The 13,184-nt window shown below is 60.7% G+C and carries 11 protein-coding genes and 1 pseudogene; 9 read left to right on the plus strand and 3 right to left on the minus strand.

Features of this window, described 5'->3' with window-relative positions; genetic code table 11:
- Together VJV58_RS12875 and VJV58_RS12880 are read right to left on the minus strand one after the other, a co-directional pair.
- Window positions 1-1,109, minus strand: a 1,109-nt coding sequence (locus VJV58_RS12875) for an MFS transporter (protein WP_324137734.1), incomplete at its 3' end; no start/stop codon positions are given.
- A 272-nt stretch (window positions 1,110-1,381) separates the two neighbouring features.
- Window positions 1,382-2,152: an enoyl-CoA hydratase gene (locus tag VJV58_RS12880; RefSeq protein WP_324137735.1), complete on the minus strand. Its 771-nt coding sequence runs from the start codon at window positions 2,150-2,152 to the stop codon at window positions 1,382-1,384.
- Between the two features lie 201 nt (window positions 2,153-2,353).
- Here VJV58_RS12880 and VJV58_RS12885 point away from each other — a divergent pair, with 201 nt between their 5' ends.
- The 9 genes from VJV58_RS12885 to VJV58_RS12925 all read left to right on the plus strand — a co-directional run bounded on the left by VJV58_RS12885 (window position 2,354) and on the right by VJV58_RS12925 (window position 12,666).
- Complete coding sequence (locus VJV58_RS12885; RefSeq protein WP_324137736.1) at window positions 2,354-2,992, plus strand: TetR/AcrR family transcriptional regulator; 639 nt, start codon at window positions 2,354-2,356, stop codon at window positions 2,990-2,992.
- Window positions 2,993-3,263: 271 nt separating this feature from the next.
- Entirely contained in the window at window positions 3,264-4,760 is a 1,497-nt protein-coding gene (locus VJV58_RS12890; protein ID WP_324137737.1) for a CoA-acylating methylmalonate-semialdehyde dehydrogenase, read from the plus strand.
- Window positions 4,761-4,796: 36 nt separating this feature from the next.
- Window positions 4,797-5,942: an isobutyryl-CoA dehydrogenase gene (locus VJV58_RS12895; protein ID WP_324137738.1), complete on the plus strand. Its 1,146-nt coding sequence runs from the start codon at window positions 4,797-4,799 to the stop codon at window positions 5,940-5,942.
- Window positions 5,939-7,033: an enoyl-CoA hydratase/isomerase family protein gene (locus VJV58_RS12900; RefSeq protein ID WP_324137739.1), complete on the plus strand. Its 1,095-nt coding sequence runs from the start codon at window positions 5,939-5,941 to the stop codon at window positions 7,031-7,033. The genes VJV58_RS12895 and VJV58_RS12900 overlap by 4 nt, the downstream gene beginning before the upstream one ends.
- Window positions 7,034-7,061: 28 nt before the next feature.
- Window positions 7,062-7,949, plus strand: coding sequence for a 3-hydroxyisobutyrate dehydrogenase (gene mmsB / locus VJV58_RS12905; protein WP_324137740.1), 888 nt, complete (start codon window positions 7,062-7,064; stop codon window positions 7,947-7,949).
- Between the two features lie 7 nt (window positions 7,950-7,956).
- A complete protein-coding gene (locus VJV58_RS12910) occupies window positions 7,957-9,693 on the plus strand; it encodes an AMP-binding protein (protein WP_324137741.1) in 1,737 nt (578 codons plus the stop codon).
- A 3-nt stretch (window positions 9,694-9,696) separates the two neighbouring features.
- Entirely contained in the window at window positions 9,697-10,176 is a 480-nt protein-coding gene (locus tag VJV58_RS12915; protein WP_324137742.1) for a MaoC family dehydratase, read from the plus strand.
- Window positions 10,177-10,376: 200 nt separating this feature from the next.
- Complete coding sequence (locus VJV58_RS12920) at window positions 10,377-11,294, plus strand: SDR family NAD(P)-dependent oxidoreductase (protein WP_324137743.1); 918 nt, start codon at window positions 10,377-10,379, stop codon at window positions 11,292-11,294.
- Window positions 11,295-11,424: 130 nt separating this feature from the next.
- Window positions 11,425-12,666, plus strand: coding sequence for a TIGR03862 family flavoprotein (locus VJV58_RS12925; RefSeq protein WP_324137744.1), 1,242 nt, complete (start codon window positions 11,425-11,427; stop codon window positions 12,664-12,666).
- A 95-nt stretch (window positions 12,667-12,761) separates the two neighbouring features.
- Here the strand turns inward: VJV58_RS12925 and VJV58_RS12930 are convergent.
- Window positions 12,762-13,184 (minus strand): annotated as a pseudogene (locus tag VJV58_RS12930) (D-TA family PLP-dependent enzyme); the annotation flags it as partial.

Consider the following 13,184-nt stretch of genomic DNA (forward strand, 5'->3'; position numbering starts at 1 on the left):
CCATAGACGATGCTGCTGCGTTCACGGCCGACGGCGCTGGTGACGAGCCGTATCGTCGGCGCCACGGTGGCAAACCAGTCCACGCCGTAGAATACGGTGAACAGGCTCAGCACGTAGAAGTTGGAGAATGAGAACGGCAGGTAGAGCAGCGACAGCCCGCGCAGGCCGTAATACCAGAACAGCAGCCAGCGGTTGTCATAGCGGTCTGAAAGCCAACCCGAAACGATGGTGCCGAAGAAATCGAAAATGCCCATTGCTGCAAGCAGGCTGGCGGCTTGAACCTGCGGAATGCCAAAATCGAGGCACATCGGGATCAGATGCACCTGGATCAGGCCGTTGGTGCTGGCGCCACAGATGAAGAAGGTGGCGAACAGGATCCAGAACGCACGGTGTTTCGAGACATCGCGCAGCGTCCCAAGAGCAGCCGCCATAATCGGCGCGGTGATGGGAGGCGGCACGACTATCGGCTGCGTGCCCTTGTCGCCAAACGGTCGCTGCTTCAGGTCGCTCGGGCGATCGCGCATGAAGAGCAGGACTGCCGTTGCCGACACCGCGAGCATTACGCACATGAAGGCCAACGCCATGCGCCAGCCCAGCCGCTCCGTCATGCTGGCCAGCAACGGCAGGAACACCAGCTGCCCGGTGGCTACGCTTGCGGTGAGGATGCCGACAACCAGCCCGCGACGGGCCGCGAACCAGCGCGCCGCCACGGTCGCACCTAAGACCAGCGCGGTCATGCCGGTGCCGATTCCGATCACGACGCCCCACAGCAGCATCAGCTGCCATACCTTTGTCATGGCCAGCGAAGCGACCAGCGCCGAAACGACGATCAGCTGCGCCGCCAACGTCACGTTACGCAGGCCATAGCGGTTAAGCAGCGCGGCTGCGAACGGTGCCATCAGTCCAAACAGGATAAAGCGAACCGACAGCGCCGAGGAGATCTCGGCTGTGGTCCAGCCGAATTCCTGCTGCAGCGGTACGATAAACACGCCGGGCGCACCAACCGTCCCGGCGCTGATCAGAGCCGTGAGAAAAGTCACGCCGACCATCGCCCAACCGTAATGGATGTTGCGACGGGCGAGGGCGGCCGACAGCCGATCCGAGATCATGATGTTTTTCCTGTTGGAAAACGCGAACTACAATTTAAGTTGGAAGATGGCCTTATCGATGGATGCGCCATTTCCTCAAGTTAGCGGTGATATTATATGATACCCAACATATCAAGTAGGGTGTACGTACAATATGGCCCACTCCGCCAAATGCAACGGCTGCTCGCCAAAACTTGTGGTGAAGTGGATAGCGTCTGTTTCTAGGGCAAGAGAACGCGAACCGTTATCGGCGACCGGACTCTCCTGGCGCCCTACTAGCCGGGTCCTCGAGGCTATCTTTTGCGGTCGATAAAGCCCTGCATCAATCGCTGTGGCTCGCCCGTCAAATAGGACTTGCCGAATACGCCGATGCTGAGGTTCACGGATTCCCTTAGCGGCAACTCCTCCCATTGTCGCAGCAGATCTTTCTGCGCGCGCAGGGCTTCCGGCGCGCATTCCAGTAATGCCTTTACCGTTCGCTCCACAGCCGCGTCCAAACCACCTTGCGGCGCGACGACGTCGACCAAACCCCAGGCTAGTGCCGTGGGAGCGTCGATGTTTTCCGCTGTCATGACCAGCCATCTGGCCCGGCCCCAACCGATCAGGCGCGGCAGCAAGGCCGCATGGATCACAGATGGAATTCCGACCCTGACCTCGGGCATGCCAAATTTCGCATCATGCGCCGCAATACGGAAATCGCACGCAGCGGCTACTTCGAGGCCGCCGCCGAGGCACCAGCCGGGCATCCGCGCGATCACGGGAGCGGGAAATGCCCGTACCGCCTCGCAGAGATCGCGCAGGCCAGTTATGAACTTCTCAGCCGAAGCTTGGTCGAGTCCCGCCATCTCCTTGATGTCGGCGCCTCCGATCATGCTCTTTTCGGTTTGGCCGCATATGACCAGCGCGCGAATCTGCCGGTCATCTGCAAGCGCCTCCAGGCCCTCGCGAACGCCCTTGATGACAGCCGATCCAAGAATATTAAGCGAGCCTGCGTTGCAGATGGTCAGACGAACGACGCCGCGTGCGTCGCGGTCGACACCGCAATAATCATTGAGCATTTCCATGGATCGATCTCGGGCGTTGCGAAATAGCGCGCTTGGCGACTATTCCCCGTCAATTCGTAGGACTTGTCAAACCTGGAGCAAGTCCGTGTACTGTCTAGCCATGAGCGAGTTCGATGGCTCGAAGCGGGGCCAGCAAATAGCTACAGCTTTTTGCGGCCGTAACTGCTATTATATGACCAGAAACATCTTATGGGACTGCCGATGCGTTATTCCAGGGAACACAAACTCGAAACTCATGCCCGGATCATTAAACGAGCCTCGGTGCGGCTTCGGGAAAAAGGCGCGCATGGCATTGGGGTGGCCGACCTGATGAAAGAGGCCGGGTTGACCCATGGTGGTTTCTACGCTCACTTCGATTCCCGGGAAGCGCTGGTGATCGAGGCTTTTGCCTACGCCATGGACCGCTCTACTGCGCGCTGGCGCGAACTCGTCCAGCAGATGCCGCCGGAGAAGCGACTGCCCGCGATTGTGAATTCATACCTGACCAAGGTGCATCGCGATGATCCCGGGCACGGCTGCGCCGTTCCGACCCTCGGCGCCGAAATTGCCCGCGAGAGCCCCAAAACCCGCAAAGCGTTTCTGGCCAAGCTGGAGCAGATGGTGGACATGCTTGCCGAGCAAATTCCGGACGTTCCGCGCAAGCTGGCTCGCAAGCAGGCGATAGCGACGGTTGCGAGCATGATGGGTACCCTGGTGCTGGCCCGCATCGCGGGGACCGGCGAATTGTCCGACGAAATCCTCGCCGCCGGGCGGGATGCTGTGCTGGAGCCCGCGAGCGCGCCGAAGCGGGCCGCCAAGAAAACCGCTGCCAGGAACACCGGCCCGCGACTGCGGTCTTGAACGCGGCCTGAAAAACCAGGTTCGACATTGGTCGTATGCGGCGCGAAAGCCGGCGTATCACGCAATTTCGCAAATCGGCCGCGCATCCAGACCCTTTCCAAACGCTGCAAAGACTGCAAGATGCCGAAAAACCTAGTCTCGGTGTCCTCGATCCGGCGTTTGAGCTTGAGGCGAGAGATGCCAGAACTCTGCGATGCCTTCGTGGTTTTCAGAGGTTCTCTGAAAAGCCCGTAGCTGAAGCGCGGAGAGTTTCCAACACAGGGAGTACCGCATGCGCACAATCGGACATTTTATCGGAGGCCGCGAGGTCAAGGGCACTTCCGGCAGGTTCGCGGACGTGTTCGAGCCGATGACCGGTGACGTCCAGGCTCAGGTAGCGCTGGCCTCGAAAGCCGAATTGCGGGCAGCGGTCGAAAACGCGGTGTCCGCGCAGCCCGAGTGGGGCGGGACTAATCCGCAGCGCCGCGCGCGGGTGATGATGAAATTCCTTGAACTCGTGCAGCGCGATTACGACAAGCTTGCCGACCTGTTGGCGCGCGAGCACGGCAAGACCGTTCCCGACGCCAGGGGCGATATCCAGCGTGGGCTGGAGGTCGTTGAATTCGCCTGTGGCATTCCGCATCTGATGAAGGGCGAATACACCGAAGGGGCTGGTCCCGGCATTGATATCTATTCGATACGCCAGCCACTCGGTGTTGTCGCGGGCATCACGCCCTTCAATTTCCCGGCCATGATTCCGATGTGGAAATTCGCCCCGGCGATCGCGTGCGGGAATGCGTTCATCCTGAAGCCGTCCGAGCGTGACCCGGGCGTGCCAATGGAGCTGGCCAGACTGATGGTCGAGGCCGGCCTGCCGCCAGGCGTCCTCAACGTCGTCAACGGCGACAAGGAAGCCGTCGATGCCATTCTCGACGATCCCGACATACGAGCCGTCGGCTTCGTCGGCTCTTCGCCGATCGCGCAATATATCTACGGGCGCTCCGCCGCTACTGGTAAGCGCGCGCAATGTTTCGGCGGCGCCAAGAACCACGCGATCGTCATGCCGGATGCCGATATGGATCAGACTGTCGATGCCTTGATCGGCGCCGGCTATGGTTCTGCCGGCGAACGCTGCATGGCCATCTCCGTCGCCGTTCCCGTCGGCAAGACGACCGCCGATCGCTTGATGGACAAATTGATTCCTCGCGTCGAGAATCTGAAGATCGGTACATCGATCGATCCGTCGGCGGACTATGGACCGCTCGTGACCAAGGATGCTCTGAACCGCGTCAAGAATTACGTCGAGATCGGGATCAAGGAAGGCGCCAAGCTCGCCGTCGATGGCCGCGGCTTCAAGATGCAGGGGTATGAAAACGGCTTCTATATGGGCGGCTGTCTGTTCGACAATGTTACCAAGGACATGCGGATCTACAAGGAAGAGATCTTCGGCCCGGTGCTCTCCGTCGTCCGCGCGCACGACTACAACGAGGCATTGAACCTGCCTTCAGAGCACGACTACGGCAACGGGGTCGCGATCTTCACTCGCGACGGCGATGCCGCACGCGACTTCGCCGCCAAGGTCAACGTCGGCATGGTCGGCATCAACGTGCCGATCCCGGTTCCGATCGCGTACTACACTTTTGGTGGTTGGAAGAAGTCCGGCTTCGGCGATCTTAACCAGCACGGGCCGGACTCGATCCGCTTTTACACCAAGACAAAGACGGTGACGGCTCGCTGGCCATCCGGAGTCAAGGAAGGCGCGGAGTTCTCGATCCCGACCATGAACTGATCAGCGCGTGATCACCTAGACAGGCGCTGACATCGGATGCAGTTTTCTCTCAACGAGGACCAGCTTGCGGTTCGCGATATGGCGCGGGATTTTGCCGCGGAAAAAATCGCGCCTTATGCCATCCGCTGGGACGAGGAGAAGCACTTTCCAGTCGATGTGATGCGCGAGGCGGCGAAGCTTGGCATCGGCGGCGTCTACATCCGCGATGACGTCGGCGGTTCGGGACTGACTCGGTTTGATGCGGCTTTGATCTTCGAGGCGCTTGCGCAGGGCTGTCCGACTGTATCTGCGTTCATTTCCATCCACAATATGGCCGCGTGGATGATCGATGCGTACGGAAGCGATGCGCAACGGAAAAAGTGGCTGCCGAAGCTTTGCACCATGGACTTGCTGGCGAGTTATTGCCTGACCGAACCCGGCTCCGGATCGGATGCGGCGGCGCTACGCACCCGCGCCGTGCACGAGGGCGCCCATTATGTGCTCAATGGCCAGAAGCAGTTCATCTCCGGCGCAGGCAAGGGTGACGTTTATGTGGTGATGGTCCGGACCGGCGCCGATGGCCCGGCCGGCATTTCGACCCTCGTAGTCGAGGGCGACACGCCCGGACTTTCGCTGGGCGCCAATGAGCGCAAGATGGGTTGGAACGCGCAGCCCACCCGGGCGGTGATTTTCGAGAATGCGCGCGTGCCGATGGCAAACCGGCTTGGCGACGAAGGCATCGGGTTCAAGATCGCCATGGCGGGGCTTGATGGTGGCCGCATCAACATTGCAGCGTGCTCACTGGGCGGGGCGCAATCCGCGCTCGAAAAGTCACTCGCCTACATGAAACAGCGCAAAGCCTTCGGAAAGCGTCTCGATGAATTTCAAGCGCTGCAGTTCCGGCTCGCCGATATGGCGACGGAACTGGAGGCGGCGCGGACATTCGTGTGGCGCGCCGCTGCGGCGCTCGATCGCAGGGAGCCCGACGCGACGATGCTTTGTGCCATGGCGAAGCGCTTCGGCACAGATGTCGGGTTCGAAGTTGCCAATCAAGCGCTGCAACTGCATGGCGGATACGGCTATCTCAGCGAATACGGCATCGAAAAAATCGTCCGCGATCTGCGCGTGCATCAGATTCTCGAAGGTACCAACGAAATCATGCGGCTGATCGTGGCTCGCAAGCTGATCGAGGGCGCGCGATGACGGCCCAAGGCGCCGCTGTCGAGAGTTCCGAGCCCGACCTGATCGCGAGACGCGAGGGCCCTGTCGGCGTGATCCGCCTTAACCGGCCGAAGGCGATCAATGCCGTCACGCTGGAAATGTTTCGGGATGTCGACAAGGCGCTCGACGAATTCGAAGCCGATCCGGAGGTCGGCTTGATCTTGCTGGAAGGGGCGGGCGAGCGCGGGCTTTGCGCGGGCGGCGACATTCGCGCGCTGTATGAAAGCTCTCAAGTTGGGGGTGACCTCGGCAAGATTCTTTGGCGCGAGGAGTACATTCTCAACGCCCGGATCGCGGGGTTTCCGAAGCCTTACGTCGCTTTCATGGATGGCATTGTGATGGGCGGGGGAGTCGGCCTCTCGGCGCACGGCCGCCATCGCGTTGTAACGGAGCGGACCCGGCTTGCGATGCCGGAAGTCGGCCTCGGTTTTTTTCCGGATGTCGGGGGCACCTGGCTGCTCTCCCGCTCGCCGGGTGAAATCGGCACCTATTTCGGACTAACTGGCCAGACCATGAATGGTCCCGACGCAATCTATTCCCGTTTTGCCGATGGGGTCGTGCCCTCCGGCAAACTTGGCACTCTGCGTGAAATGCTGGTTAGGCTTCCGGCCGGCGTGACCAACGCCGAGGTGAAAAATACCATTGATGGCTTCGCAAACGGCGAAACCGCTGGACCCATCGCAGCGATGCGGCCGCAAATCGATCGATGGTTTGCGCATGACCAGATGCAGGACATTGTCGCTGCGCTTCGCGCAGACGGGTCGGACCTGGCGCAGTCGACACTGAAGACACTAAATGAAAAATCGCCGCGCGGATTGGTAGTCGCGCTGAAACTGCTGCGGCTGGCGCGCGCATCGCCCTCCCTGCAAGAATGCCTGGTCCGTGAATATCGTGCGGCGCTGCAGGTGTTCGCCAGTGACGACTTCCGCGAAGGGGTGCGCGCGGCTGTCATCGACAAGGACCGGAATCCGCGCTGGTCGCCGCCACGGATCGAGGATTTGACGGCGCAGATGATCGCGCCTTACTTCGCCGAAATTGGCGCCGACGAACTGGTTTTCGATCAAACAAAATAGAAGCTCCTCAACGGAGGGAAATTGGATCATGCCAAGCATTGCATTTATCGGCCTCGGCAACATGGGCGGCCCCATGGCGGCCAATTTGGTCAAGGCGAGTCATAAGGTGACTGGCTTCGATCTCGTCGAAAGCTTGCGCAACCAGGCCAAAGCCGATGGTGCGGCGCTGGCAGACACCGCAGTGAGCGCGGCACAGGGCGCCGACGTCGTGATCACGATGCTGCCAGCAGGCAAGCATGTGCTGTCAGTCTGGACCGAGGTCTTGCCTGCGATGCGCAAGGGTTCGTTGATCATCGACTGTTCGACCATTGATGTCGAAAGCGCGAAACAGGCGCATGCGCTGGCGGCAAAGCATGGCATCGCGTCTGTCGATGCGCCCGTATCGGGGGGCACCGGCGGAGCCAAGGGCGCGACCTTGACCTTCATGTGCGGCGGCGAGGACAAAGCATTTGCCGCGGGGAAGCCGGTTCTGGAAAACATGGGCAAGAAGATCGTGCATTGCGGTGGAGCCGGCGCCGGTCAGGCGGCGAAAATCTGCAACAACATGATCCTTGGAGTTTCGATGATCGCGGTCAGCGAAGCGTTTGCCTTGGCCGAGAAGCTCGGGCTCTCGCACCAGGCCCTGTTCGAGGTCGCCTCCACCTCATCGGGACAATGCTGGTCACTAACGTCCTACTGTCCAGTGCCGGGCCCGGTACCGACCTCACCGGCAAATAACGACTACAAGCCGGGTTTTGCATCGGCCCTGATGGTGAAGGACCTCACGCTGGCCCAGGATGCCGCCAACGCTGTAGGTGCGGCGACGCCACTCGGCAAACACGCGCAGGAAATCTACAAGGCATTTGATGCGGCCGGAAACGGCGGCGTGGATTTTTCGGGCATCGTCAGGCATGTCCGTAGCCTGGCGGCAAAGTGACGAACCGATGACGACCTTCCAACAAGCGCGCTCGTTTCTGCTTGAGCATCGGACCAATTACGATAAGGCGGTCGCGGGCTTCCGCTGGCCCGATCCAGTGCCGTTCAACTGGGCACTGGACTGGTTTGACGCGGAGCTGGCCCGCAACCCGGATAGCAAAGACCGCGCGGCGCTGTGGATCGTCGACGCCATAAGCAATCGCGAAATCAAGCCATCATTTGAGTTGATGTCGCGCCGATCCAATCAGGTCGCGAATTTCTTACGCGCCCAAGGCCTGCAACGGGGTGATCATCTGCTCTTGCTGCTGGGCAATGTCGTCCCGCTTTGGGAGACCATGCTTGCGGCCATGAAGCTCGGCGTTGTCGTGATCCCCGCGACGACGCTCTTGACCCCGGATGAACTCCGCGATCGCCTCGATCGCGGCCGCGCCAGGGTGGTGGTGGCATCGCAGGATCAGGTCCCGAAATTTTCCGGTCTAGGCGGAGGGCAACTCATTCGGATCGTCGTCAATATGTCCGAAAAGCAGGACGGCTGGTTGGCCTACGAGCAAGCCGACGAATTTCCGGATACCTTCACGCCGAACGGGCCGACCAAAGCCGACGATCCAATGCTGCTGTATTTCACGTCCGGCACCACGGCAAAACCGAAACTGGTGCTGCATAGCCAGCGTAGTTATCCCGTCGGCGGACTATCGACGATGTATTGGCTTGGGCTGCAGCCGGGCGATGTTCATCTGAACATTTCCTCCCCGGGCTGGGCCAAGCATGCCTGGAGTTGCTTTTTTGCGCCATGGAATGCGGGCGCTACTGTGTTTGTGGTCAATCAGCCGCGATTCGATGCAAAGGGCTTGCTTGCGACTGTCGCCCGATGCGGGGTCACGACGCTTTGCGCCCCACCAACGGTCTGGCGGCTGTTCATTCAAGAGAAGCTGTCGAGTTTTGACGTATCTTTGCGCGAAGTCTGCGGCGCAGGCGAGCCGCTCAATCCCGAGGTGATTGATCAGGTCCGAGCCGCCTGGAGCCTGACGATCAGGGACGGCTACGGCCAGACCGAAACGACCGCGCTGGCGGGCAATTCGCCAGGCCAGAAAGTGAAGGTCGGATCAATGGGGCGTCCCATGCCCGGATATCGCGTGCAGATCACAGATGCCGACGGACACGTCACGAATGAAGGCGAGGTCACGCTGGTGCTAGGCGCTGACCGGCCCGCAGGTCTGATGCAGGGATATCAGGGCGATGACGGCAAGCTGAGCGGTGCCGATGGCAAGCTCTATCGCAGCGGCGATGTGGTATCTGTAGATGACGAGGGATATCTGACCTTCGTCGGCCGTTCGGACGACGTCTTCAAATCATCGGACTACCGCATCAGTCCATTCGAACTTGAGAGTATTTTGCTCGAGCATGAGCTGGTCGCGGAAGCTGCGGTGGTACCGAGCCCCGACCCGATACGACTTGCTATCCCGAAGGCATACGTGCTGCTGGTGTCGAGCGCGGAGCGTTCATCGCAAACCGCGCTTTCGATTTTTCGGCACCTGCACACCCGGCTGGCGCCTTTCAAGCGGATCCGACGGATCGAACTCGTGGCGGAGCTGCCGAAGACGATCTCCGGCAAGATTCGGCGTGTGCAGTTGCGCCGGCTGGAGCACGAGAACGATCGCGGCAATTCGCTGCGGGGCGAGGAATTCCGCGAAGAGGATTTCCCGGAATTACAGAAGCTGCGGCCAGCCGGCTCGGCGGAGAACTGATTGATGAATGAAGTTTGGAAAAAGCCGCCGATTTCACTCACGGCGTACCAGGAAATGATTGGGAGCGAGGTCGGCGTATCGTCATGGCATCTGATCGACCAGAACCGCATAAACCTTTACGCCGATGTGATCGAGGATCACCAATTCATTCATGTCGATCCCGAACGCGCCAAACGCGAGACTTCGTTCGGCACCACGGTCGCCCACGGGTTTCTGACGATGTCACTGATGAGCATCATGTCTTACGAAGTGATGCCGGTGATCGAGGGCACCACCATGGGTGTCAACTACGGCTTCGATAAACTGCGGTTTATCTCGCCGGTGCGCGCGGGCTCACGCGTCCGTGGCCGCTTCACTCTTGCGGAAGCCAAATTGCGCAAGCCTACTGAGCTGCAATCGCGCACCAACGTCATCGTGGAAATCGAAGGTGAGGACAAGCCCGCGATCGTGGCCGACTGGATCGGTTTGATCTATTTTGCCTGAAAGCAATCTCCCGTATAACGCGGGTTCTGACCACACCATCACTCCTAATGCTCCGCGCAGGTGGGGTATTGAGGACGCCACGACTCATCCATGACGACTGCTCTCTGAGACCAGATCGTGCCGTGAAACCACGGCGATTCCGGTCTGAGTGAGCGAGCCACACCCGGCATCTGTCGATAACTAAACATTAGGGAATGCTAATGACAATCAGGTTTGACGGACGCGTTGCTATCGTAACCGGCGCGGGTAACGGGCTCGGACGCGCACACGCGCTGGGGTTGGCAAGCCGTGGCGCAAGGGTCGTCGTCAACGATTTCGGCGGCGCTCGTGATGGCACTGGCGGCTCGCTGACGCCGGCGGAAACCGTGGTTGAGGAAATCCGACGGACCGGCGGTGTCGCCATGGCGGACGGCGCCGACGTCTCCAATTTCGAGCAGGTCAAAGCGATGGTCGCGCGTGCGAGCAGGGAGTGGGGCAGCGTCGATTTGCTCTGCGCTAATGCCGGCATCCTGCGCGATAAATCGTTTTCCAAGATGGAGATCGCCGATTTCGCCAAGGTGCTCGACGTGCATCTGACCGGCACGTTCTATTGCTGCAAGGCAGTCTGGGATGGAATGCGGGAGCGCAATTACGGCCGCATTGTCGTCACCACCTCATCGTCGGGACTGTTCGGCAATTTCGGCCAGGCCAATTACGGTGCAGCGAAAACAGGCATGGTCGGCTTGATGAACGTGCTGGCCGAGGAGGGCCGCAAGAACAACATCCGCGTCAACACGATCTCACCGACCGCGGCGACGCGGATGACTGAGGAACTGCTGCCGCCGCAAGCATTGGCGTTGATGAAGCCGGAAGCGATCACCCCGGCAGTGCTCTATCTGCTCGGCGAGGACGCGCCGACCCGTACCATTATGGGTGCCGGCGCGGGCTCGTTCGCGGTGATCAGGATAGTGGAGACCGAAGGCATCAACCTGCCGCAATCGGACTGGACGCCCGAGGCGGTGTCCGCGCATTTCGCCGACATTAGCGATATGTCGACCGCGAAGCCGCTGGAAGGCGCGTTTCAGCAGACCCAAAAATATGTCGGACACGCAGCGGCGAGGGCGGGGATAAAGCTGTAGCCCTCATGCGGTCACGACCACATGGCTAGGCGCGCTTTCGCGCGTTCCGAACGGTGCGTCCCCTCCTTCGAGGCGCCACGCAGAGCGCAGTCCCTCAGAGTAGGGGCTTCATGCTGAGAGGGGAGTCTTCTTGACCGCCGCGTCGACCAATTCCCAAATCCCGGTCGCCGTGATTGGCGCAGGTCCCGCCGGCCTGATGGCGGCAGAGGTGCTGGCGCAAGGCGGCGCAGCCGTTACCGTCTATGATGCGATGCCATCGGCAGGCCGCAAGTTCCTGATGGCTGGACGGGGCGGACTTAATCTGACCCACAGCGAGCCGCTATCGGATTTTCTGGCACGATACCGCGGGGCCAGTTCTCATCTTGCTCCAGCGATCACCGCATTCTCGCCGGAAGCTTTGCGGCGATGGAGCGAGGGGCTGGGTCAACCGACATTCATTGGGTCCAGCGGCCGGGTTTTCCCCGACTCCTTCAAGGCCTCGCCACTGCTGCGCGCGTGGTTGCGCCGGCTTAATTCGCTCGGTGTGAAATTCGTATTTCGCCATCGCTGGACTGGCTGGGACGTCAATGGCCGTTTGGTGTTTCAGACGTCCAGCGGCCAAGCCGCTCTCGATGCCCGCGCAACAGTGCTTGCGCTTGGGGGCGCGAGCTGGCCACGGCTCGGCTCCGATGCGGGTTGGCTGGAAACGCTTGCTGGCAAAGGAGTCATGATCTCGCCGTTGCGCGCCGCCAATTGCGGCTTCACCGTGGACTGGTCGGAGATATTTCTGGGTCGCTTCGAAGGCCAGCCGCTCAAGGGAGTAGCGCTGAGCTTTGGCCCGCACACTTCGCGCGGCGAAGCCGTGATTACGCGGTCGGGTATCGAGGGCGGCGCGGTTTATGCGTTGTCGGCGGAATTGCGGGACGCGATCATCACTTCGGGGGACGCGACCGTTCGTATCGCACTGCGCCCCGATCTCGACTATCCGAGATTGGCTGCGCGACTGTCGATCCCGAAACGAAAGCAATCGTTCTCGAACTGGCTGCGCAAGGCGTCGCAGCTTTCACCTGTTGGCATCGGCCTGCTCCAGGAGTCTGCAAAAATTTCCGGCGTGTCGCTGCTCTCGAGGTCATCAGCAAGCCTCGCCGAGTTGATCAACGCCGTACCGATCAAGCTCAACGGCATAGCCCCGATCGCACGCGCGATCTCGACTGCGGGCGGAGTTGCGTTCAGCGAAATGGATCCTCAATTCATGATCCGCCGCCTGCCGGGCGTATTCGCTGCTGGCGAGATGCTCGATTGGGAAGCGCCGACCGGCGGGTATCTGCTCCAGGCTTGTTTTGCTACCGGCGCGGGGGCGGGGCGCGGAGCCTTGCAGTGGCTGTCGGGCTAGAGCCTGACCGTTCTGATTGAATCCGAATCGGGCTAGCTTTTCTCTTCAGACGCGTTTTCCTCACGCGAATTGGCATCCACTTCGTCGAAAACGCGTTAACGCAGTTTGCCGCGCGCCGCGACAGGCAGCGTGCCGACGATCTCGTTGCCGCGCACCATCACCACTTCATCGACCATGTTGACGACGACGCAGACGTGGTTCGGTACGATCCGCACGACATCGCCTATATTGGGCCGCGTGTTGCTGCGCGTGAGGTCGAGAAATCCGTGCTCCTCGGCAAAGCGGGCGATCCGGGCTTCGGGATGCTCGAGGATGAGGCCATGGCCTTCGAGCCCGCCACCCGTGTCAGACGTCAGCGTCTTGGAGCCGGCATCGAGAATGCCGCGATCCGGCCCGGCGCGGCTCACCACGGTTGAATATATATTCAGTGCGCAGTCATCCCATGTGGCGACGCCGGCGGCCACCTGCATGCGATCGTTGTAGATGTAGGTGCCGGGCCGGTGCTCGGTCGCACCGTT

Source organism: Bradyrhizobium sp. (assembly GCF_035273305.1).
Classification (GTDB): Bacteria; Pseudomonadota; Alphaproteobacteria; order Rhizobiales; family Xanthobacteraceae; genus Bradyrhizobium.